The sequence below is a fragment of the Winogradskyella pacifica genome, from assembly GCF_003386275.1.
In the GTDB taxonomy this organism is placed as follows: domain Bacteria; phylum Bacteroidota; class Bacteroidia; order Flavobacteriales; family Flavobacteriaceae; genus Winogradskyella; species Winogradskyella pacifica.
On sequence record NZ_QREI01000003.1, the window covers coordinates 108,811 to 131,848 of the forward strand.

The 23,038-nt window shown below is 33.2% G+C and carries 20 protein-coding genes; 5 read left to right on the forward strand and 15 right to left on the reverse strand.

Features of this window, described 5'->3' with window-relative positions; all coding sequences use genetic code 11:
- Positions 1-28 precede the first annotated feature (28 nt).
- The 4 genes from DFQ09_RS07620 to DFQ09_RS07635 form a co-directional block, all read right to left on the reverse strand.
- Positions 29-2,491 (reverse strand): T9SS type B sorting domain-containing protein, encoded by a 2,463-nt coding sequence (locus tag DFQ09_RS07620; RefSeq protein WP_115809068.1) that lies wholly within the window; start codon positions 2,489-2,491, stop codon positions 29-31.
- Positions 2,488-5,922, reverse strand: a complete 3,435-nt coding sequence (locus DFQ09_RS07625) for a T9SS type B sorting domain-containing protein (protein WP_115809069.1) — start codon at positions 5,920-5,922, stop codon at positions 2,488-2,490. Before DFQ09_RS07625 ends, DFQ09_RS07620 begins: the two co-directional genes overlap by 4 nt.
- Before the next feature lie 97 nt (positions 5,923-6,019).
- Positions 6,020-6,847, reverse strand: coding sequence for an ABC transporter permease (locus DFQ09_RS07630; protein ID WP_115809070.1), 828 nt, complete (start codon positions 6,845-6,847; stop codon positions 6,020-6,022).
- A 57-nt stretch (positions 6,848-6,904) separates the two neighbouring features.
- Positions 6,905-7,801 (reverse strand): ABC transporter ATP-binding protein, encoded by an 897-nt coding sequence (locus DFQ09_RS07635; RefSeq protein ID WP_115809071.1) that lies wholly within the window; start codon positions 7,799-7,801, stop codon positions 6,905-6,907.
- Positions 7,802-8,015: 214 nt separating this feature from the next.
- On the opposite strand from DFQ09_RS07635, the gene DFQ09_RS07640 reads away from it, so the two are divergent.
- On the forward strand, positions 8,016-9,080 hold the full coding sequence (locus tag DFQ09_RS07640; RefSeq protein WP_115809072.1) for a hypothetical protein: 1,065 nt from the start codon (positions 8,016-8,018) through the stop codon (positions 9,078-9,080).
- Here DFQ09_RS07640 and DFQ09_RS07645 read toward each other — a convergent pair.
- From DFQ09_RS07645 to DFQ09_RS07665, 5 genes are all read right to left on the reverse strand, one after another.
- On the reverse strand, positions 9,077-9,595 hold the full coding sequence (locus DFQ09_RS07645; protein WP_020894948.1) for an IS1096 element passenger TnpR family protein: 519 nt from the start codon (positions 9,593-9,595) through the stop codon (positions 9,077-9,079). The two genes, DFQ09_RS07640 and DFQ09_RS07645, sit on opposite strands and share 4 nt — an antisense overlap.
- 24 nt (positions 9,596-9,619) lie before the next feature.
- On the reverse strand, positions 9,620-10,645 hold the full coding sequence (locus DFQ09_RS07650) for a COX15/CtaA family protein (RefSeq protein ID WP_115809073.1): 1,026 nt from the start codon (positions 10,643-10,645) through the stop codon (positions 9,620-9,622).
- A 71-nt stretch (positions 10,646-10,716) separates the two neighbouring features.
- Positions 10,717-12,141, reverse strand: coding sequence for a CCA tRNA nucleotidyltransferase (locus tag DFQ09_RS07655; RefSeq protein ID WP_115809074.1), 1,425 nt, complete (start codon positions 12,139-12,141; stop codon positions 10,717-10,719).
- Positions 12,142-12,314: 173 nt separating this feature from the next.
- Entirely contained in the window at positions 12,315-13,019 is a 705-nt protein-coding gene (locus DFQ09_RS07660) for a nucleotidyltransferase family protein (protein ID WP_115809075.1), read from the reverse strand.
- Between the two features lie 3 nt (positions 13,020-13,022).
- Positions 13,023-14,213, reverse strand: a complete 1,191-nt coding sequence (locus DFQ09_RS07665; RefSeq protein ID WP_115809076.1) for a UDP-N-acetylglucosamine 4,6-dehydratase — start codon at positions 14,211-14,213, stop codon at positions 13,023-13,025.
- 226 nt (positions 14,214-14,439) lie between these two features.
- On the opposite strand from DFQ09_RS07665, the gene DFQ09_RS07670 reads away from it, so the two are divergent.
- Entirely contained in the window at positions 14,440-15,201 is a 762-nt protein-coding gene (locus tag DFQ09_RS07670; RefSeq protein WP_115809077.1) for a lipopolysaccharide kinase InaA family protein, read from the forward strand.
- Here DFQ09_RS07670 and DFQ09_RS07675 read toward each other — a convergent pair.
- The 6 genes from DFQ09_RS07675 to DFQ09_RS07700 form a co-directional block, all read right to left on the reverse strand.
- Positions 15,181-15,960 carry a glycosyltransferase family 2 protein gene (locus tag DFQ09_RS07675; protein ID WP_115809078.1) on the reverse strand — a complete coding sequence of 260 codons (780 nt, stop codon included), beginning with the start codon at positions 15,958-15,960 and terminating at the stop codon, positions 15,181-15,183. The two genes, DFQ09_RS07670 and DFQ09_RS07675, sit on opposite strands and share 21 nt — an antisense overlap.
- A 98-nt stretch (positions 15,961-16,058) precedes the next feature.
- Positions 16,059-17,138, reverse strand: a complete 1,080-nt coding sequence (locus DFQ09_RS07680) for a UDP-N-acetylglucosamine 2-epimerase (RefSeq protein WP_115809722.1) — start codon at positions 17,136-17,138, stop codon at positions 16,059-16,061.
- Between the two features lie 29 nt (positions 17,139-17,167).
- Complete coding sequence (locus tag DFQ09_RS07685) at positions 17,168-18,109, reverse strand: Stealth CR1 domain-containing protein (protein WP_115809079.1); 942 nt, start codon at positions 18,107-18,109, stop codon at positions 17,168-17,170.
- 49 nt (positions 18,110-18,158) lie between these two features.
- A complete protein-coding gene (locus tag DFQ09_RS07690; protein WP_245940325.1) occupies positions 18,159-19,073 on the reverse strand; it encodes an ATP-grasp fold amidoligase family protein in 915 nt (304 codons plus the stop codon).
- Positions 19,074-19,097: 24 nt separating this feature from the next.
- Positions 19,098-20,144, reverse strand: coding sequence for a sugar-transfer associated ATP-grasp domain-containing protein (locus tag DFQ09_RS07695; protein ID WP_115809081.1), 1,047 nt, complete (start codon positions 20,142-20,144; stop codon positions 19,098-19,100).
- A gap of 49 nt (positions 20,145-20,193) precedes the next feature.
- A complete protein-coding gene (locus DFQ09_RS07700) occupies positions 20,194-21,009 on the reverse strand; it encodes a 2,3,4,5-tetrahydropyridine-2,6-dicarboxylate N-succinyltransferase (RefSeq protein WP_115809082.1) in 816 nt (271 codons plus the stop codon).
- 460 nt (positions 21,010-21,469) lie between these two features.
- Between DFQ09_RS07700 and ruvX the strand changes: the two genes are divergently transcribed.
- From ruvX to DFQ09_RS07715, 3 genes are all read left to right on the forward strand, one after another.
- Positions 21,470-21,880: a Holliday junction resolvase RuvX gene (gene ruvX, locus DFQ09_RS07705; RefSeq protein ID WP_115809083.1), complete on the forward strand. Its 411-nt coding sequence runs from the start codon at positions 21,470-21,472 to the stop codon at positions 21,878-21,880.
- A 124-nt stretch (positions 21,881-22,004) separates the two neighbouring features.
- Positions 22,005-22,595 carry a peptide deformylase gene (gene def / locus DFQ09_RS07710; protein ID WP_115809084.1) on the forward strand — a complete coding sequence of 197 codons (591 nt, stop codon included), beginning with the start codon at positions 22,005-22,007 and terminating at the stop codon, positions 22,593-22,595.
- Positions 22,596-22,605: 10 nt separating this feature from the next.
- Complete coding sequence (locus DFQ09_RS07715) at positions 22,606-23,037, forward strand: DUF5606 family protein (protein ID WP_115809085.1); 432 nt, start codon at positions 22,606-22,608, stop codon at positions 23,035-23,037.
- Position 23,038 lies beyond the last annotated feature (1 nt).

Here is a 23,038-nt window from a genome sequence, read left to right on the forward strand (position 1 = left end):
TGGTCAAACGAAAATACAATTTTTAAAATTACCGTTTCAACGAAAAATGATTGGTAAATGTTCGTCCATCTTGAAGGTCAACTTTAAACCAATAATCACTATTTGGCATCACTTTACCGTTAAATGTTCCGTCCCAACCGACACTAAGCGGATCTAGCTCTTTTAATAGTTTGCCATAACGGTCAAATATCAACACAGAAGAATTGGATTGAAAAAGAGACGAAATCCCCTTTACTTGCCAATGATCATTTTTGGCATCGGCATTTGGCGTAAAGAATTTAGGGAAACCGATCACAGAAACTAAGGCGTCTGCGACCCCACAATTATTTTTATCTCTAATGTAAACAGTGTAGAGTCCTGGAGCTACATCTTGGAAAGTCGTGGCATCTTGGTAAGGACCATTACGATTATCTAGCGCATATTCATAATCTCCTTCACCACTTACAAAAACGGAGATCGTATTATTCTGAGTAGCATCAATAACTTCAATATTCGAAACTGTAGCAATATTTGAAGGTAAAACAGTTACAGTTCTATCTTTAAAACATCCATTCGTATTGGTGACTCTTACTGTATAAGTTCCTGGTGCATTGATTTCTATGGTAGAGGTGTCTTCTCCCGTTGACCAGTCATAGTAGTAATTGTTAGGAATATCATCAATAAGCCCACCATTAATAGTTATCGTGTCGGGAAAAAAGTTGAGACAATATTGTGTTTCAAATGTGGTTTCAATATTAGGGAGTCTAAAAACAGTAAGTTCTATTTCGCTAATTCCATAACAGGCATTAACATTTTCTACACGTCCATAAATGGTTTGATTATAAGCCACAGTATTAGTGAAAGTAGTACCAAGTGGATTGCTTTCAGTTAAAGCCTCTTCGTAAGTTTCATAATATACCACATCTAAATTTGCAGGGGAGCCAGCTAATATCTCAGCGTTGCTATCACCAAGATTAAATTCCATAAAACCGTCTTCAGTGCCATCTGTATCACATAACGCGATGTTAGCGTTGTTAGTGGAGGTTGTACTAACTTCTAGAGAAATTTCACTAAAGTTAACACAGCTTGTATTAGTGTTGGTGACTCTAGTATAAATAATTTGTGGGTTAAAAAAATTATCAAAAGAACTACCGTCAATAGCGTTTGATTGATTCTCAGCATCAACCTGAGAGAGGTAATATTCTATAGTTGCATTTGGGTCTCCTTGTGTAATTTCATCCGATGCTTGCGTAATGTTAAATGTTGTAAATCCTTCAGGAATACCATCTTCATCACACTGTATAAGTGAAACGTTATTAGCCACTGGTTTAGGGTTAACAAAAATATTAAAAGAGGTAAAACCAATACAGCCAGAATCTAAATCTTCAATTCTAACAAATATTTCAGTTGGAGTAGGGGTAGCAGTTCTATAATTAAGAGGCAGGGCTGACATTAATGTTTCTGCATTTGCTTGGCTTAAATGATAGCTAATAGCATAATTGGTACCTGCAATGCCGTCAATAATTTCTTGAGACTTCACATTAAAATCAAATGTAGAAATACCGTTTTGCTCGTTTCCATCTAAATCATCATCACAAATATTATAATCTGTAGTGGCATTAAAATTAGTAAGTACCGAAACATTTATATCAAAATCATTAATAATATAACAACCCGTCGTTAAGTTTTCTATTCTTACATATATAGTCTCAGTACTAGATGTGTTATTGAAAATATTGCCTAAACCATTTACATTAATGTTGGCATCACTTTCAGATTTATGATAGGTTACCATAACATCTGATTCTCCATTAATAATATCTTGAGTTAAAATGTTGAGGTTAAATTCTGTGATATTATCATCATAAGGAGCTGTAGAATCGCAAACTTCTAGGCTTGGTAAACTGATTGTAGTGGTATTATTAACCAAAGGGTTTGATGGTGCTTCTGGAAAAGAAGCTGTACCAGTCCACTCTAATGAAAACGGACTATTACCAACCGGTCTATCAATTACAATAAAGTAGCTTTCGCCTGCTAAGACATCAATAGCGCTTACGAAACTATCCCCGGCTGCACCTGGTCCATCAGATGTTTCTGTAGATGTAGCGTTTAATCCTGTTCTATTATTTCCTTGGTTAGCTGCCGCAGGATTTGTAGTGGAACATCTAATGGCTTGTCCGATATTACCACAGCTTACATTAGGTCCAAAAACGAAGAAATCATAATCTTCACTAATATTAGAACTACTCGGAGTCAGAGTAAATGCCAGTGTCCCATCCGTAGCTATATTAACTTCTAGCCAAATACTATTGTTTTCTTGACTTCCACAGGTATTAGAATTGTTTAGTTCTTGCGTACCAACACCATTTACATCTAAACTAAAATCAGAATTGCCACATACTGTTACGGCAAATTGGCAATCATTAGGTTGTTGGGCATAAATAAGTGTACAACAAAAAAAGCACCAAATCAATACTATAGCTTTTTTTATGAAATTAGGGGTATTCATCATCGTTTTAATGTAAAGTGATTTGTAAATGTGCGTCCGTCTTCTAAGGTTACTTTAAACCAATAGTCGCTTGTTGGCATTTTTTCTCCGTTGAAGGTACCATCCCAACCAAGACTTAGAGGGTCGAGTTCTTTTAAAAGTTTTCCATATCTATCAAAAATTAATACAGTAGAATGTGCTTGAAAATCATTAGTAATACCATAAACCTGCCAAAAATCGTTTTTAGAATCATTATTTGGCGTGAAAAATTTAGGAAAACCAATAACCGAAACTAAATCTTCTACAATGCCACAATTATTTTTATCACGAACATAAACGGTATATAACCCTGGTTCAATATTATTAAAGGTATTGCTATCTTGGTAAGGGCCGTTAATAGCATCGATCGCATATTCGTAAACTCCTTCGCCATTCACCATTATAGAAATAGAATTGTTCTGAGACGCATCAATCACTTCAATTTGTGAGATGGTGGCTATATTAGATGCTAAAACAGTAATCGTTCGGTCTTTAAAACAGCCATTGGTATTAGAGACTCTAACATTGTAAGTTCCTGGCGCATTTATTTCAATTTCAGATGTGTTTTCTCCGGTAGACCAATTGTAATAGTAGTTACTAGCAGAATCGTTTATAATCCCTCCATCTAACAGAATTGTTTCTGGCGAGAAATTCAAACAATAGAACGTTTCAAATTCAGTTTCAATATTTGGTAATTCAAAAACAGTTAAGGCGATTTGACTTATACCATAACAAGCACTGGCATTTTCTACTCGTGCATAAATAGTGTGTTGGTAAGGTATGGTATTGGTATATGTTGCACCGATAGCATTAGTTTCTAATAAGGCATCATCATAGGTTTCATAATACACTACATCTAACCCTACAGGGGAGTTGGCTAAAACTGTAGCGTTAGCATCGGTAAGATTAAATGTCATAAATCCATCTTCGCTGCCGTCTGTATCACATAAAGATAAACTTGCGTCGTTTGAAGAGGTTGTACTAATTTCTAAAGTAATTTCACTAATGTTGGCACAGTCGGAATTTGAATTTGTGACTCTTGCATATACGGTTTGAGGGTTGAAGTAATTGTAAAAGGCATCCGCATGAATCGCGTTTACTTCATTTTCAGCATCAGTTTGAGAGGTGTAAAAATCAACACTTGTATTTAATGCGTTATCTGTAATCTCGCCGATACTTTCTTTCAAATTAAAAATAGTGAAACCTTCAGGAATACCATCTTCATCACATTGAATAATTGTAATATCATTGGCTACAGGAATAGGATTAATTACCACATTAAAAGAAGCTGTATTAAAGCAATTAGTGTTTAGCGTGTTTTCTACTCTAACAAAAATAGTGTCGTTAATTGCGTTTGTATTGGTGTAATTAAGTGGCAATGCGCTGGTGTTTGTATCTGCATGATCTTGTGAACCATGGAATGTGATATTAAGGTCTGTTTCCGGTTGAGCGTCTCTAAGCGTTGGAATGATATCTCCAAGTGCTATTGTGGCAATACCGTCCATAACATTGCCGAGATTATCACAAAACTCAATGGTGTTTAATGTTGGAATTTGAGGTGTATTAAATACTTCAATATCAAAAGAATTGACAGCAAAACAATTGGTGTTGCTTGCGTTATCTACACGGACAAATAGGGTTTGTGGATTAGCCGTATTGGTGTATGGAAACGTTAATTCATTTTCCCCAGAGTTTGCATCCTCGGGTGTTTCATAGTAGCTTACATTATAGTCTAAAGCGTCTTGGGTCAATAACGCTTCAGGATTTTTAGTTGTAAAATCGAAGCTTGTAAATCCGTCGTTGTCATTATTATCGCAAACGAAAACATCTGAAAGTGGATGTGCCACAGGAATTTCAAAAACACCAACAACAGCACTACCTGTTATTGGACATTCACCATTGTTCTGTTCAATATAAACTTCATAAAAACCAGGAGTATCCACTCGTAATTGGGCTGATGTTTCAGCTAAAGGAACTCCATCAAAGGACCAAACATAATCCGCACCAGCAATGTCATCAGCTTGTAATATGTAAGTATCATTGGTGCATAATTTTAATTCGGTAGTACTAATACCATTTCTAATAATATCCGTTTCAGAATTAAATAAAGATTGGATAAATGGAGGTAATCCAATTGTACTAGTGTTTTGATTTGAGCCATTAATATCTAATAATATCCCGCGTTCGTTGTAATCAGCTGCCGATCCATCAGCTTCAGGATTATTAATGATACCTAAATATTTTGAAATTGTGGGATTGCCATTATAGCTTAGATTTGCTCTATAAATACGTCGATCAATACCTAATTGCAACGCACCAGCAGAAACATCGTTAGAGGAATGAATGACTTGTAGCGAATTAGGAATATCATCGCTTTCTAAATTCCATTGTAATATATGGCTGGTACCGTCACCAGAAGCTCCTTCGCTCATTGTGGCATATACTTTTCTGCTTTCTGCAGAAAATTCTACACCATAAGGACTATTTCCGTTTTGTGAACTGTAAAGTTCTAATGGATTGGATATCGTTCCGGTTTCGTTATTAAAATCGTATAAAAAAACATTGCCAGGCGCATTGTTACCCGCAAGTATAGCTTCACCATAATTGGCAGCAACTAGTTTAGACCCATCAGGTGAGGATTTAATGTATCCTAAAGAATTTCGTCTATACCCTTCAATAGGAATATAAGGACCAACTTCTGAGATAACAGGCGTAGATTGTACGCCATTGATGCCAATTCTAAATGCGTAAAATTTATTACCCAAATGCGTAATCACCCAAAAGGACGAACAATCTTCAGCACGAACAGCCGTAATTTTTTCTGAACTTTTATATTGAACTTCTAACGGAATAGATGCATCATAGGTTACTAAATGTATATTCTTTTCTCCGGCATCTACATCTCCTAAGCCAGCATTTAAAGTCATGTCTATTAATGAATAGTTAAAACCATTGTTATAGCCATCATCTTGAGACGGAATAGTTCCTCCTCCTTCATAAGTACCAGTGTATTGATTAGGATATGTGCTTGCATTATTATGATGCGGCTCATCTACGGTAAAAAGGTAATACTTGTCGGGGTCTTCAGGTTTAGGAACAATGAGACCAGAAGAAGTACTAGATGGATCGCCTAATAGCCCGGTGCCACCAAAGTAATCACCATTTGCCATAATTTGATGATTTCTATTCCATACGGTTCTTCCGTCAGAATAAAATAATAAATTCCCATCAGAATCGGCAATAGAAGTACAACCCTCTAACGTATCTACTTGGCCATTAGTTATTGCAGTTACAGTCCCTGTTTCGGCATTAAATTGTAGACCAGCGTTACGGCCAAAATACCAAAATGAAGCCTCACTTTGAGCAAAAAGATGAGCACTAATAAGTAATAATAAAATTAAAAAGGTCCTTTTCATAAGAGCTTAATGTGAATATTACACATCAGGCACACAATATAGCAACTAGAACATAAAAACCCTAAGATTTAACGGTGTATAATTGTAAACCAATTTTTTACAAATCTCTCTTTTTTAGCAACTGAAAAGATAAAAATACGAATAATGCCGTCCAACCTAAAACGATAGCAATCTCATACCAATGTACAGCATAGTCGTACATAATATCCGTTTTTTCTGGGAATTTAGTCATTACAATACGTTGTATAGGTTGATTGATAAGGTTGTACATGGATTCTAGAGGTAAAAAACCTTTGACCTTAAATGCTGTTTCTACAGTTCCGGATACATAGACTGCTGCCCAAAATATTAACCACTCCACGATGTAAAGCACTACCAAGAACGCTAAAGCAAATGCAGAACGTTTTACCAACATGCCGAAAAATAAACATAGACTGAAGAATCCAACGAGCTTTACAAAATAGGCTAGTAAAAATTCAACTTCTCTAAAAATAATAGTGGCTTCCGTATAACTTGAATAGTACATTCCAATTAAAAATGTGGCAGCGCCAATAAGTACGGTGGCACACAATGAGAAAAATACAATTGTATAGAATTTAGAAAGTATAAATTCTTTCTTACTTAAACCATCTATTAGGTTTTGTTTTAAAGTTTTGTTACTGTATTCGTTACCAATCATACTTACGACGACAATAGCAAAAAAGAACTTAAAATAAGAGGCGAAAAAGGTAGTGATATGCCAAATAATTGGAAAATTAAAAATACCTAACTCACCTAATTCGAGAGTGAAAAAGCCGAAAAAATTTATTTTAATGGATGATAAAATAAGTACTGTAAATGGTAAAATAAAGGAGATAAATATTAAAACAAGGCTGACTTTATTAAGCCAAAGTTTTTGAAATTCTATTTTTATAAGACGTAACATATTTGATTGGTTTTGCGCACTCTCAAATGATGAGAATTATGCTGTTCTTTGATTGGTTTATTGGTTGTCTGTGAGTTGTAAGAATTGCTCTTCCAAACTTTCTTTACGTTTTACGAGGTGTGATAGTAAAATACCTTTGTCAAACATTAATTTATTAAAATCGGAAGCCGACATTGGTTCGTTTAAGAAAGCAGTAATCAATTCTCCTTCAACTTTTATTTTACCAATATTTGAATGTAACTCTAATAGGCCTATAAGTTCTTGATGTTTTTCAGATTTTAATTCGAAAAAACCATGACTATTAATCATTTCATCTACACGACCTGCATATAATTTTTCTCCTTTACGAAGCACAACCACATGCGAGCATACTTTTTCAACTTCATCCAAAAGGTGAGAAGCCAAAAGAATAGTTGTACCATTGGCAGCAATATCTTTTATAATTTGTCGTATTTGATGGATTCCTTGTGGATCTAAACCGTTAGTAGGCTCATCTAGTATTAAAATTTCTGGGTCATTAAGTAGGGCAGAAGCGATAGCTAAACGCTGTTTCATCCCTAAAGAATAAGTTCTGAACTTATGATCTTTTCTATCTAGCAATCCGACGACAGCAAGTTTTTCTTCAATTTTACTTCGATCCACTCCTTTTATACGGCAAACTAATTTTAAATTTTGTTCAGCCGTCATGTACGGATAAAAGTTTGGACGCTCAATGATTGCACCAACTTGCTTTAAGGCATCGTGAGTTGAGGTATTGCCATCAAACCAATGAAAATCGCCATGTGTTTTGTTCACCACATTTAGAACGATACCTAAAGTTGTAGATTTACCACTTCCGTTAGGACCTAAAATGCCGTAGACATTGCCTTTGTTAATTGTAAAGCTTAGGTTTTTTACGGCAGTGAGATAACCGAATTTCTTTGTAAGATTATTGATAGTAAGGATTGGCTCCAAAATGACTGGTTTTTGAGATGCTGAAGTAAGTTCAGCAAAAGTTGGTTATGTTTATAAGACGATTAATGCTTTTATTTGTTACACGGATTTTTATTTTATAATAATTAATTGGTCAAAATTATTGATTTAATTCGTTTCTAGATCTTTGAAAGATAATTTAATCAAATTTAAAAGTAACTTTTATTATTCATTTTAAAACCCTTAAATTTATCACATGAGTGAGGATTTAAAAATATCAAAACGAAAACCAACATACCCTGTTTCTGAAAAATTGGATACGTATTTATCTAAATATAGAAGAAATATAGATTTACCTATTTTCTATTCTGATTTATTACGCTTTCAAGGTTCTGTGGTTGTTTATGACAAAGATGATGTTGATACGCTTTGGGTGCGCGTGTATTACAATGGATTTGAGCGCGAAGAAATTGATATTAGTTTAAAACAAGTATACTCAAATTTAATTTCAGATGGTGGTACTAGCATCTTAAAATACCTTAGTGTTGATGCCATTGATTTTTGCACATTCGGTAATTCTAAACCTTTCAGAATAAAAGTGAGAAATATTCTCAATGATAATTTTACTTATTTTTATGTCAAAACAGCTGATGCATCACGAGTTTATGGATTAGAATTAGAGCAGATGCTATCGCCATATCAAATTAATTTTTTGGTTTGTAAGGATACGTTGATTGAAGAGCATATTGCAGGTATTCCGGGGGATGAGTTTATAAAGAATATGTTACCCAATTGTAGTTCGTCTGAAAAAGCGCAAATAGCCAAAGAGTTTGTGAAGTTTAATGAACGTTGTTTAATTCGGCTTTTGGGAGACATGCGTTCTTATAATTATGTCATTGTTCCAACACACGATTTTGATCATGTCGTTTTTAAAATTAGAGCCATTGATTTTGATCAGCAATCGTATGAGGGTAATCTTAAGATTTATAGGCCGCAATTTTTTAAAGAGAACTTTAAGATGGTCGAATTGGTGCGTGAAAAAATTCAACACGAATCCATAGATCAGTATAAAATTGAGGAACGCTCTATAGTTGCCAAGCGAATGATTAGTTACCGCTCGCGATTAAAAGCATTATTAAATTGTATGGAAGCGGACGAAATATCGATCCCGAAACATATTGAAATACTAAAAGAAGATATTTACAACTACACCCTTGATATTAACTTTAAAAAAAGCAAAAACATGGGTGAAGTTTTAAAAAATGCACTTGATTTTGTAAAGCGCAACTATGAGGATGTTAATTTAAAGCGATTTAGTTAATTCCAATTTTCATCAAAGTCTAAATCACTGTAATCATCAATATCTAAGTCGTCTTCAAATTCATTATAGTCGTCATCATCTTCTTCAGCTTCAAACGTTTTTTCTGGAGCTTCATCAGGAATTTGACCATGAACAAACATTAGATTCGGGTAATCCGTACCTTCTGCTTCTTCGACGATTTCACCTAGTTCGACATAAAACGTCCACATATTCATAAAATCGTAAAGGTATATGAGACGTGTAGATGCTTCGTGAATAATAGAGTTGATAACCGTTTCGTTCATCATCTTTACTTCATTACCAGCTTCGCTCATGTCCATCATAGCGATTTCTTCACCTTGATTCCACTGCTCATCACTTACATAAAATGAAGCCATTTCCATACCATCAAACCCAAAAGATTGCGTAATGGTATTGTGTAAATCTTCCATAGTGTCATTTTCGCGTATTTCTATATCGCGGAACACATCATCTTCGGTATCGTTATCTAGGATAATTCTAAATCTATAAATCATGCTGCAAAGTTAAATCATTTTTAATTATTTCGTAAAGCGATGTAAGGTAAATGTCATAGCACTTAACAAAATAAATGCACCTACTTGATGCAGTACACCTAACCATACCGGAACTGCTAATAACAACGTAAAAACGCCTAATAAAAATTGAACACCTACCATTACTAAGAGTAAGTTAATCCCTTTCTTCTGAAAACCGGTAAGTGTCATTTTATTAGCTTTGTACCAAATGGCGAGTATAAAAATCACCACGACATAAGCCAAAGTTCTATGCACAAATTGAACACCACTTTTACCTTCTAAAAAGTTGAGGTAAGTTGGGGTGTGTTCAATATAAACGGTTTCGTGAATCCATTTGCCTTCACTCATTAATGGCCAATGGTTATGAATCCAACCAGCATCTAAACCAGCCACGAAAGCACCATATATAATTTGAAGGATAAGAACGGCTAAACCAATTCTAATAAAATTTCTAAATTTTTTATCGATGACTTTTTTCTTAGGAAACATTAAATCTAAAGCCACCCAAAACGTATAAGCAAAGGTTAAGAATGCGGTGGTTAAATGTGCTGCTAATCTAAAATGACTCACATTAGGCTCATCTACTAAACCAGATTTTACCATATACCAGCCCAAAAAGCCTTGAAAACCTCCTAAAAGAAGTAGCACAATTGATTTTTTTATAATAGATGCTGAAAGGCGTTTTTTGATTAAAAAGTAGATGAAAGGAATTATAAAAACTAAACCTATAAATCTCCCAATAACTCTATGAATCCATTCCCAAAAATAAATATCTTTAAACTCTTCTAAACCAAAGTGATTATGTAGTTTTTGATATTCAGGGTATTGTTTATAAAGTTCGAAAGCTTCATTCCATTCTACCTCATTCATTGGTGGAATGGTTCCTGAAATTAACTTGTAATTTGAAATAGATAAACCTGAATGTGTCAGTCTGGTGATACCGCCAACAATAACCATTATAAAAATTAAAGCACAACCTGTCAATAACCAGTATATAACTGCCTTATTTTCTTTTGTTTGATGAGCCATAAATACAAGAATTAATATTATTTTACTGCTTACTGCTTACTGCTTACTGCTTACTGCTTACTGCTTACTGCTTACTGCTTACTGCTTACTGCTTCAAGTCCTAGTTTTTTACCCTTCTCCAACATCAACTCAAAAGCGGCTTCATAGTCATTAGGAATCTCTCCTTCTAAAATGGCTTCTTTTATCGCCTCTTTTATGATTCCGATTTCTCTTGAAGGCTTTAAATTAAAGGTTTCCATAATTTCTTCTCCAGAAACTGGTGGTTGAAAATTACGAACTTGGTCGCGTTCTTCAACTTCAACAATTTTAGCTCTTACCTTCTGAAAGTTATTATGATATTTTTTGAATTTTTTTGGATTCTTTGTAGTGATATCAGCTTCACATAGCGTCATTAAATCTTCAACATTATCTCCTGCATCAAACACCAAACGTCTTACTGCGGCATCTGTTACTTCGGTAGCTAGTACTATTGGTCGCGAACTCATAAAAACCATTTTTTGAACAAATTTCATTTTGTCATTCAATGGCATTTTTAAACGTTTGAAAAGTTTATAGACCATTTTAGACCCTACAAATTCGTGAGCATGGAACGTCCAACCGATTTTTTTATGAAATTTTTTCGTTGGTGCTTTTCCTATATCGTGTAATAATGCAGCCCAACGCAACCAAAGATTATCAGTGGTTTTAGCAATATTATCAACGACTTCTAGGGTGTGATAAAAATTATCTTTATGCCGCTGGCCTTCAATTTCATCAATACCTTTTAAGGCTGTTAATTCTGGTAAAATATAATCTAATAATCCTGTTTTCTCTAAATGAATAAATCCGATAGAAGGTGTTTTACTCTCTAGAATTTTGTTGAGTTCAACCACAATACGCTCTTTAGTAATAATGGTTATACGCTCTTTATTATCGGTAATAGCTTTAAGAGATGCTTCTTCAATTTTAAAATTTAGCTGTGTTGCAAAACGAATCGCTCGCATCATGCGCAACGGATCATCACTATAGGTAATATTCGGATCTAAAGGAGTACGAATAATCTCTTGGTCTAAATCACTAAGACCATTAAAGGGATCTAGAAGCTCACCGAAATTGCCTTCATTCAAACTTAAAGCTAGAGCGTTAATGGTAAAATCGCGACGGTTTTGGTCATCTTCTAAAGTGCCGTTTTCAACCACCGGATTTCTACTGTCTTCATTATAGCTTTCCTTACGCGCACCAACAAATTCAATTTCAATATCCTCGTACTGTAACATGGCCGTTCCATAAGTTTTAAAAACTTGAACTTTTGGTTGATTCGGTAAGTTTTTAGCGACTTGTTTTGCTAATTCAATACCACTTCCAACAGCAACCACATCAATATCTTTTGCATTTCCACGTTCTAAAAAATAGTCGCGTACAAAGCCTCCAATAACGTAACTTTCTACCTGCAATTCTTCTGCAGATTGAGTGATATATTTAAAAATAGGGTGTTTTAATCCTTGTTTGTGATTCATAAGATAATTGAAACTACAGGTGCTCTATAAATGAATTAAAAAGTAACTGTATTTTTAGCTGTGCAAAGATACGACACGTGACTAATCTTTTAAAATGAATACTGCCCTTTTTGGGGTACACAAATTAATTTAAGATTTAGCGATGAAATAGGGGAGTGGAAAAAAACAATGCACTAAAACTTTAAATGTTTAATATCTTGTTGTGCTTTTTCAAAATCTTCAGGTTTTCCGATGTCTAACCAATAATTTAAAATCGGGTAATTGACAATTTTTTTATTCTTAGCCAATAAGATTTCAATTAAATCTGTAGCATCAAAAAAGTCGTTTTCCGGAATAAACTCGAAACACTCCTTTTTAAACATATAAATACCAGCGTTTGAATAATAGGTGTAAGATGGTTTTTCCTTTAAATCGGTAACAAAATCAGCTTTGGTTTCAACGACTCCATGTGGAATATTAACTTTATAAGGTATGGTTGCAATTAATGCATCTCCTTTTTTTGAAAGAAAATTATTGAAAACCGCTTCGAAATTGACGTTAGTGAGTAAATCTGCATTCATCACTAATATATAATCATTTGTAAAATGTTCTATAAGTTTTAAAGCACCAATAGTCCCTAAAGACTTTGATTCTTTTATGAAATTAAAATGAATTTTATGTTTATTGTTTTCTTTAAAATAAGTGATGATCTGATCACTTAAATAATTGACAGCGATGTTTATGTTCTTAATTCCGGAAGATGCGAGGTGATCTGTGTTATATTCAATTATGGGTTTATCGCCTATTTTTAAAAGCGGTTTTGGAGTGTTTAGGGTGAGTGGCATTAAACGTTCTCCTTTTCCACCAGCCATGATTACAACATCAATTTTGTTATGCATCAGTTACATTTTATGATCTAAATACTTACCTGTTTCCTTATGGTTAAAGTTCGGTAATATTTTATAAAATAATTGGGTTAAATCTTCTTTTGTCCAAGATTGTTTTATCTGTAGTTCTTTTATGCCATTTAAAAATGTATCGAGTTCTTTACTGTTATCGCTTACAAGTTTGTTTTCGATTATACCAATGGTATTAAAACGTTCTATGTCTATGGTATCTTGTTCTGTAAAGAATTCTTCAAATTGTTTTTCGCCTGTAGTATCACTTTTTGTCAATAAATAAGGCCATTGTCCTATTTGAGGTAAGGATTTGGAGAGTAACCTTGCTTCATTTTCGTTGTGGCATAAATAAGGGTCGTAACCAAGTCCCTTAATGTATTTTATAGCAATATCAGCGAAGCTAATTGAGTGTAAGTGTTCGTTAAGTTGTGGGAAAAATATTTCATTATTCTCGCCAAAAACACACGACATTAAACAAAGTTCACCAGATTCTTTTGGTGTTATAAAGTATCGTTTTATATCGTTTGGAGCTACAATAGGCTGTTGTTTTTTAATCCGTTGCTCAAAGCTATATAATAAAGACCCATCGGAACATGCCACATTTGCAAAACGCGCAGTAGAAATAATGATGTCTTTGCTTTTTTGCATTAGAAAAAGTTCCATAATGCGTTTTGACGCTCCCATCATATTTACAGGATTTGTAGCTTTATCTGTGGAGACACAGAAATATTTTTTTACGCCGTGAGCAATGGATTGTTCAATGGTTTTTTTAGTATTCAAGATATTAACATCAATCATGCGCATTAAAGTAAAAGCATCTTCTTCGCTTCGCACATGTTTTAATGCAGAAAGGTTTAATACATAATCATAATTACCGTCTGAAGCAATAAACGCATCATATGCCATAGAGCCAATATCTAAAGCGAAGGTTTTAAAATCACCATCAATATAACCATAAGAACTTCGGATATCCCTTACCAATTCAACCAAATTATTTTCACTAATATCTACGATGTGAAGTTTCTTCGGTTGACGGTTAAAAATTTCTTTAGTAATGGCTTGGCCAATTGTGCCTGCTCCACCAAGGACTAGGAATTTAGAGGAGGAAATAATGTTTTTTAATGCGTCAGTGTGCATCTCTACATCATGTGCAAATAATTCGTTCTTTCTACCGATAAGATCTAACAACTGCATTTAAAGTATTATTTATTGTAAATTTAAGATAATGATTTTATAATTTTAGGGAATAACATTAGGAGTTATTAAAACGCCTAGTTTTAAAGTAAAAATAGCGATTTCGATTTAACTTGTAAATACAGAATAGAATATAAAAATATGATTATTTTTGTCAATTAAAGTGACTTATAATAACACGTAAAACAAGTGATTAAACGGTTTAACTATCGTTGATTATACCTTTGTGAATAGAACAAAAAACATACACGATAATTTTAAGCAGCATGAAGCGTTTTTAGACGATATCATTACCAATTATGATATTAAAGGCGAAGATTATGGCAATCAAAAAAGAAATTCTTTAAAGCTTTTTAAACTCGAAGACAAAACACTCAACGTTAAGTCTTTTAGAATACCAAATGTCGTTAATCAGGTTGCTTATCGATTTTTACGAAAAAGTAAAGCGCAACGCTCTTTTGAATATGCAAAAGAACTTCAGAAATTGGATGTAGGAACTCCACAGCCTGTTGCGTATTATGAATATAAATCGCTCTTTCTGTTTAATAAGAGTTACTATATTTCAGAGCAATTAGAATGTGATTTAACCTACCGAGAGCTTCTTACAGATTTTAATTATCCCAATTACGAAGCTATATTACGAGCATTTACAAGGTTTACATTTCAGCTACATGAAAAAGGAATTATGTTTCTAGATCATTCTCCAGGTAATACCTTGATTACCGTTGATAATGATTCGTATGAGTTTTATCTTGTAGATTTAAACCGAATGAAATTTTTACCAATGGATTTTAGTGCGAGAATGAAAAATTTCGCAAGACTATCTAAGTACAAAAATATGGTGGAAATTATGAGTGATGAATATGCCAAATGTTATGGGAAACCATACGATGTTGTATTTCATGCAATGTGGGAAGAAGTACAAGAGTTTAGATCAAAAATAAGACGTAAAAAGAAGATGAAGAAGCTACTTAAGTTTTGGAAATAGATGTTGTTTTTCTTTTTTAAGTTCTCTTAATTTTGCATATTTTAAAAAGGTAAGATGACCAGTTTGATAGCAGATCATAAAACCATTAAATCCATCTAAGAACCCGAAGCGTAACACATACGCCTTAAAAAATGCCCAACTAGGATTCCATATTAATTTATAGAAAGGCGCTGTTTTACCAAGCTCGAAATAGGCATTTGCAGATATGGATGAAAAGGACTCCATCTTTAAATTAAATTCAGAATATGATTGGTAGGTAAGATGTAGTATATCTCCTTTAAGGTGTCCCGTTTTTCCCAGGGACTGAATAACAATCCTGTCATGTGGATTAATACCTTTCCATTGCGCTTTTCGTTTATCAAAAACGCGTAATTTTTTGTTAGGATACCAATCAGAATGTTTAATCCATTGTCCACAAAAATTATTAAAACGGTTGGCATAGTAACCGTCAAATATCCAATTCGATTTGAGGTCAATTATAGATTTTTGTAATGTTTCAGACAAGGATTCGTCACCATCTAATGATACTATATGGTCGTAGCTAGCTTGTGATAATGCAAAATTCTTTTGTTCTATATAACCTAAAAATTCTTGTTCAATAAACACAACATTATATTTGGTGCAGATGGCTTTCGTTTTGTCTGTTGAAAACGAATCAACAACTACAATTTCATCTGCAACATTTATAAGAGACTTGAGGCACTCTTCAATATACCGATCTTCGTTAAATGTTATAATGACAGCAGATAGTTTTATCATGGGTATTTTTTATTGCGTGTAAAATTAATGATTTTTATGGTTATGAAGTTGATGGTTTCATATCGTAAAAGGTTTCTCGTTTTTTTTATTATAATGCATTATTGTTTAATTGTATATGGCTTAGAATAACTCTTTAATGTAAAATAGCCCAGGCGTTTTCTAATTTTATACTTACGAATTAAATTGAGTGGTTTGTTTTTTAAATGACTTTTATCTTCGTGTAGAAAAGATATACAAGTTTCAACAACGCGTTTGCTAGATTTGCCATCAAAATACGGGTGTAATTGATTAATAAATGTATTAATATTTGTAATCAACTCTTCAGGATAATTTAGAGCTTCATCAAAAGCGCTTTCTATAGCATTTGCAGTTTCAATATTTATTAAATAGTCATGATTAAATGTATGTCTATAAGTCACTACAGGTTTTAGTTGAATTAAAAATTCTTGAATAGCAGACGTCGTATCTGCAAACATAATATCGGCTTTTTTTAACAGAGGAGCTAAATCGGTAGTGTTATAATAGGTGAAATGATTGCCGTTTAAATTTTCCCATTTATCTTTTATATCATTAGGCAACTTAGGGTGGAGTACCATGAGAAAATTATATTTTCCTGAGGCAGCTAATTGTTGAATGGTTTTAAAAACATCATCATGAAGTGCTAAACTCAACCGTTTGCTAAATGTAGAAGCAATCATTATCGTTGGCAAGCTGTTTTTTTCTTTTTCAACAATAGGGAACAAAGGGTCTACCTTGCTCCAACCTGTTTCTTTCACTTCGAAATATTGGTGTTTTTTTTGTAGTAATTTAAAAACAGAAGTTGTTGACGGTCCTTGCGTACAGTATAAATCGAAAAAACCACGTAATCTAAAATGGGCAAATTTATTATTTCCCTCTGGTCGTTTTTGAGCATTAAAGCCATGAAAAATTTGCACTTTCAAACCCGAAATAAAATCAGGAACATCATTGGTTGCCGCCAGTACAATATCAGGCTCATAATTTACGACACTTTTAATAGTATCTAAGACATTGTTTTTTCCTTGTAATGCCGTTTTACCATCGTCAAGGTCGCTAAACCACATCACGCTATCTCCTCTGCTTAAAATTTCTTTTTCCAAAGGAGTCCCTATAGGTAAAGCATAACTATAAGATATATATATTAAAAATTTATAATGCATTCTACTTTTATCTTTAATGCCGTAAGTGTTTAGCGCATACGCTTTTCTAACCAACCTAAAATATAATCTAAAATGTGTGGAGGACTACGATCTAAACTTTGAAGTCCTAAGAATAATTTCCCTTTAGACTTTACATTCAATTTGAATCGGTACCAATACAACGGTTTTTTATACGATCTAAAATACATGAGTTGTAAATCACTTTGGAAGTGACAGGTCTTATTTTTTATTTCTAAATGATTTGCTAAGCCTTGAGGTGTAAACTGAGTTGTTTTTCTAAAACGATGTTTAATGTTTTCTATAAGGACGTCCTCGTTGGCATTAAAATAGGTTTCAAATGTCGATTTTCTTAATGGATGCGGAGTGTGCTTAAAGTTATAATACTTGTTAAAGCCCGCTAATTTAGCTGCGTTTTGTTGAATAGATTTATGTCCAACTCTAGGTTTTTTAAATTTTTTATAGAAAATATCGTTATCAAACTTTAGCCATTTTCCTCTTAAAATAGGAAGGCCGTTTTTAAAGAAATCACTTGGTTTAGTCTCATTTATTAAAAAGAAGTCATCATTCATATAAATAAAGTGCTCTGCCAAATCTGGAATTCTGTACAAACAGGTTTCAATTGGTCTGCAATTAAAAGTAGGAAGGTATTCTTCATAACCTTTAAAGACGATCTTGTGATCTACTATAGAAACTTTTTTATAAGTCTCATTATTACTGTTTTTTAAAAAATCTGGTGTTTGATTATCTGTTATAATATGAATATTTCTAATATATGGCGCATACTTTAAAATAGAATCAATGGTGAACTTAATTTCATTGACGTGGTCATAACGTGTTCTAAATTTTTCAGAATTAATTTTAGTTTTATCTTCTAAAAAAGGTAGCATTTTAGCTTTATGGTGCTCGTCATTACCATCTACCCAAAGAATTACAGCATCAATAGCATGTTGGTCTACTTTTTTATTCGTCATAATTTAAGTTCGAATGTGCTAATTATTAGCTCTAAATATCTAAACGAAGTTAATCTATTTTAGTAATAGCTTGTTGTCCATCTTCTAATTTAGGGAGTATAATGTAATCTCCTATAATTTTATTGTATTCCTCTGGAATAAAATCTTTTCTTCCATCAGACGGATAAAACGTCATTTCTCCAAAAATGGTTTTGCCTTCTATAGAATAAAAATCAACACGAACAAAGGGGAAATTTGCCGCTAAAATTTCAGCAAATTTTATCATTTCTTCTAAATTGCTAGGTTTTTTTATATCCGAAGAAATACTCTTTTCAAGAGAGACATACCGATACGGTAAGGGTTTAAAATCGAAATCATAAAAACCTCTTTTATGATTGTCAGCTCTATCTAAGTGTACTTCTAAAAACTTAGCCGTTCCGCTAAAACAATAAAATTTATAATCGATAAGCGAATTCTCTTCATCGTTTTTTAAAAATTTCTCAACGATTAATCTTGGTGGTACATCTTTATAAGCCCATTCTTGCCCAATTCGGTAATATTGATTTTTATTCAGCCATTTACGAAATGACTTAAGTGCTTTTTCCTTATTTAGATTTGTTTTGTCTGTAACAATTAAATTATGACTGCTGGTATGTGTGGCTTTTACCACAAATTTAGCTGGAAACTCATCAAAAGGAATGTCTTCTGGTTTATCATAAACACCGTAAATATCGTTTAGATATTGAGCTCCAATTTTTTCTTCAACATATGCTCTTACAGCATATTTATCAACTAATTGAGTTAGGATTTTTGGGTGATAAAACACCTTCATCCATTGTAATTTTGCATTAAATTCAATAGGGTTTTCTAAATCTAATTTTTTACCAGTATAAAATTCATAAGATATAGGCGTGTAAATTTTGGGCGGTAAAGAACGCATTTTTCGCAAGTGCCTTAAGAAGAATCGACGTATTTTACTTGGCATTATAGTGATGATTAAATGTTAAAATTAAGATTCTTGTCTTTGTTTCCAAAGGTTAGACCAATTTAAATCCTTAAAACATGGTCCTGTAGTGGCTTCACTTAGTTTTATTCCATTATTAATTCCGTTGACCTCTATAACTTGAACTTTTTCTAAATTATCTACCGTTAAATCCCAACCCAAACAGCCCATAAAAGGAATGACACTGTGCATTTCGATAGCCTTATCGACACATTTACTGAAATGAGGAATCGTTTTTTGATGGAATGAAACATTGCTATCTGGATGTTTATCTACTTGAAGCCAATTCATATAACCTACTGAATGAAATTCACCAGTATTAATATCTATCGGAATACTTATAGCAGAGTTAGACATGATATGGGTATCTTTAGTACGACCAAATCTAATATAAGATGCTCTTGCAGAAATATTTCCTAGCTCGTCTGACACAGTTGTAATTCTAATTGTAGCCACAGAGTTATCTGCAAATTCAGAAAAGAAAGGATGCTGTTGTATAAATTTTTGAAAAACACCATTCCCACACTTGTTTGAAGTATAGATAGAAGGATCAAAATTATTCTTGTTAAGAATATAAACCCCTTTACCGCGTTTAGAATTCTCTAGTTTAAAAACTATTTTATCTTGCTTTTCAAAAAGGTAATCTTTAACGGCCATTGGGTCGATAATTTTACTATCTGGACTACAAAATTTACCATTAATAAAATAGGCGACGTCTAATGATTCCATGCTAGGAAGTAGAAATGGAGTTATAAAGTTTCTGTCTGCAACTTTTCCGTAATCTCCATTTAACTTTGGTACGACTTCTTTAGCATAATAATTGTCCGGAATCCATCCGTCTTCAAAACGATTCTGAATAGCAGAATACACATATAACCATGGAGCATAGGCTTTATTTCCTAATACTTCTATTGCATATTCGTCTGATAGTTTTCGGAATTTTGGACTAACCTTACCGTTATAGCTTTCAATTATTTTGAGCGCCTTTAATGCACGACCGTTTGATCTTTTAAGTTTAAAATGCCAATATATATCATGCTTAAGTTGCTCCATATTTAATTCGAATTATTTTGCTTTCAGATTTAAGAATCTCACTCTTATTTTACACGGCAACATCATACTCGCGCAATGCATCATTTAAAGATGTTTTCTTATTTGTACTTTCTTTACGCTTTCCAATAATTAAAGCACAAGGTACTTGAAATTCGCCAGCAGCAAACTTTTTAGTATAACTTCCAGGAATAACTACAGAACGCGCAGGTACAACACCTTTAGTTTCTACAGGTTCGTCTCCAGTAACGTCAATGATTTTTGTACTCATGGTTAAAACAACATTTGCACCTAAAACAGCTTCTTTTTCTACACGTACACCTTCAACAACTATACAACGACTGCCAATAAAAGCACCATCTTCAATAATAACAGGAGCGGCTTGTAACGGCTCTAAAACTCCACCGATACCTACGCCACCAGAAAGGTGAACGTTTTTACCTATTTGTGCACAACTACCAACAGTTGCCCATGTGTCTACCATTGTACCTTCATCTACATAAGCACCAATATTTACATAACTTGGCATTAAAATAGTACCAGCAGAAATATAAGCTCCGTGTCTTGCTACCGCATTCGGGACAACTCTAATTCCTTTAGACGCATAACCTCGCTTTAGGGGAATTTTATCATGATATTCAAAAATACCAACTTCAAAAGTTTCCATTTTCTGAATCGGAAAATATAAAACAACTGCTTTTTTTACCCATTCGTTTACTTGCCATCCATCAGCTGTTGGTTCCGCTACACGTAACGTTCCGGCATCAACAAGATCTATAACGCCTCTAATTGCATCGATAGTGACTTGGTTAGTTAATAAGGAACGGTCGTCCCATGCATTTTCTATTACAGATTGTAGTTGTTTCATGTGTTTGTGTTTATAGTTTTTAATATACGACAGCTGCTGTTAGCTATTAATCATTTTTTTAAATGATAATGCTTTTAACATGGTCATTTTATCTTTTCAATCAAATTTAGACATCAAAGATACTTTTATAATAACTGAAGCTAAAATACTTTTCAAAAAAAATGACCTTTTAATTAAGTTTGTCTTAATAATAATTAAAGCTTTGATATCACTCATAGATATCTTAGAATTTAATTAATAGCTAATTTCGAAAACTCCTCTCCCCACATATTGAGGAGTTTTCTTTTTTTTAGTTCTGATAAAATGTGACCAACAAAATATAGTTGTGTCTTAAGTATAATTATCACAGTGATTTATTTTTTAGAGGGAATATGTCATATGATTAGTTTGGGTTAAATTGATTTTTTTAAAAACGCTTCTTTTATTAAGAAGCGTTTTTTATTATATTATCTTTGTGGTTATGGGACGAATTTTAGCCATTGATTACGGCACAAAACGAACAGGACTAGCGGTTACTGACGAAATGCAAATTATTGCATCAGGACTTACAACTGTTAATACAAAGCAACTACTTGAGTATTTAACAACATATATTTCAACAGAAAATGTTGAAAAATTTGTAGTTGGCTTACCAAAGCAGATGGATAATACAGCATCTGAAAGTGAAGTTTATATTCAAAAATTCTTGAAAGAATTAACAAAAGCAATTCCGCAAATTCCTGTAGATCGTGTAGACGAACGTTTTACTTCTAAAATGGCGTTTCAAACGATGATTGATAGTGGGCTGAAGAAAAAGCAACGTCAAAATAAGGCTTTAGTTGATGAAATTAGTGCAACTCTTATTCTACAGAGCTATCTTTCTAGTCTTTAGTGTCTCTCAAAAAAAATGAAACTAAAATGTATCTGCCTGATAGATTTAGTTTTTGTATTTAGTTTTTGAAATTTGAAATATTATAATAGAATTTGGTACTTTTGCACCCGAAAATAAATGAATTATGATTTTACCTATCGTAGCCTATGGAGATGCTGTATTGAAGAAGGAGGCCAAGGAAATAGACAAAGATTACCCAAAATTAAAAGAGCTTATCGATAATATGTACGAAACCATGTATGGTGCGTACGGTGTTGGTTTGGCAGCTCCTCAAATTGGTTTGGCAATTCGGTTGTTTTTAGTGGATACAAGTCCTTTTGCAGACGATGAAGATCTTTCTGAAAAAGAGAGTGAACAAATGAAAGACTTCAAGAAGACATTCATTAATGCTCGTATTTTAGAAGAGGAAGGTGATGAATGGGCTTTTAATGAAGGCTGTTTAAGTATTCCTGATGTTAGAGAAGACGTTTTTAGAAAACCAAAGATTAAAATTCAATATCAAGATGAAAATTTTGATACACATGTTGAGGAATACGATGGCTTAATAGCTAGAGTAATTCAGCATGAATATGATCATATTGAAGGCATTTTATTTACAGATAAACTATCATCTTTTAAAAAGCGTCTTATTAAAGGACGACTGACAAATATTTCAAAAGGCAAAATAAAAATAGATTACAGAATGCGATTTCCTGCAATGAGCAAGAAACGTTAATATAAGATATATGAGCTTAGATAAAATTTTATCCATTTCTGGAAAACCAGGTTTATTTCAAATTGTAAAGCAAACAAGAACAGGTGCTGTTGTAGAGTCGTTAATCGACCAAAAACGTATCACGGTTGGTGCACACAGTAACATTAGTATTCTTAGTGAAATTGCTATTTATACCTTAGCCGAAGAAGTACCATTAAGAGATGTACTTAAAAAGGTAATGGAAAAAGAAGGAGGACAACCAACTTCGATTAGTCATAAAGACAGTAAAGATGTTTTAGAAGAGTTTTTCTTCGAAGTTTTACCAGATTATGATGAAGATCGTGTGTATCCTTCAGATATAAAGAAAGTTGTACAATGGTATAATTTACTTCAAAAAAACAATCTTTTAGCGTCACTTGAAGAGTCTAAAGATGACAAAAAAACTTCTGAGGAAGAAGAATAAA

Coding starts and splice junctions, on each gene's coding strand:
- DFQ09_RS07620 (WP_115809068.1), bottom strand. CDS start 2,491: ATGATGAATACCCCTAATTTCATAAAAAAAGCTATAGTATTGATTTGG.
- DFQ09_RS07625 (WP_115809069.1), bottom strand. CDS start 5,922: ATGAAAAGGACCTTTTTAATTTTATTATTACTTATTAGTGCTCATCTT.
- DFQ09_RS07630 (WP_115809070.1), bottom strand. CDS start 6,847: ATGTTACGTCTTATAAAAATAGAATTTCAAAAACTTTGGCTTAATAAA.
- DFQ09_RS07640 (WP_115809072.1), top strand. CDS start 8,016: ATGAGTGAGGATTTAAAAATATCAAAACGAAAACCAACATACCCTGTT.
- DFQ09_RS07645 (WP_020894948.1), bottom strand. CDS start 9,595: ATGATTTATAGATTTAGAATTATCCTAGATAACGATACCGAAGATGAT.
- DFQ09_RS07650 (WP_115809073.1), bottom strand. CDS start 10,645: ATGGCTCATCAAACAAAAGAAAATAAGGCAGTTATATACTGGTTATTG.
- DFQ09_RS07655 (WP_115809074.1), bottom strand. CDS start 12,141: ATGAATCACAAACAAGGATTAAAACACCCTATTTTTAAATATATCACT.
- DFQ09_RS07660 (WP_115809075.1), bottom strand. CDS start 13,019: ATGCATAACAAAATTGATGTTGTAATCATGGCTGGTGGAAAAGGAGAA.
- DFQ09_RS07665 (WP_115809076.1), bottom strand. CDS start 14,213: ATGCAGTTGTTAGATCTTATCGGTAGAAAGAACGAATTATTTGCACAT.
- DFQ09_RS07675 (WP_115809078.1), bottom strand. CDS start 15,960: ATGATAAAACTATCTGCTGTCATTATAACATTTAACGAAGATCGGTAT.
- DFQ09_RS07680 (WP_115809722.1), bottom strand. CDS start 17,138: ATGCATTATAAATTTTTAATATATATATCTTATAGTTATGCTTTACCT.
- DFQ09_RS07685 (WP_115809079.1), bottom strand. CDS start 18,109: ATGACGAATAAAAAAGTAGACCAACATGCTATTGATGCTGTAATTCTT.
- DFQ09_RS07690 (WP_245940325.1), bottom strand. CDS start 19,073: ATGCCAAGTAAAATACGTCGATTCTTCTTAAGGCACTTGCGAAAAATG.
- DFQ09_RS07695 (WP_115809081.1), bottom strand. CDS start 20,144: ATGGAGCAACTTAAGCATGATATATATTGGCATTTTAAACTTAAAAGA.
- DFQ09_RS07700 (WP_115809082.1), bottom strand. CDS start 21,009: ATGAAACAACTACAATCTGTAATAGAAAATGCATGGGACGACCGTTCC.
- ruvX (WP_115809083.1), top strand. CDS start 21,470: ATGGGACGAATTTTAGCCATTGATTACGGCACAAAACGAACAGGACTA.
- def (WP_115809084.1), top strand. CDS start 22,005: ATGATTTTACCTATCGTAGCCTATGGAGATGCTGTATTGAAGAAGGAG.
- DFQ09_RS07715 (WP_115809085.1), top strand. CDS start 22,606: ATGAGCTTAGATAAAATTTTATCCATTTCTGGAAAACCAGGTTTATTT.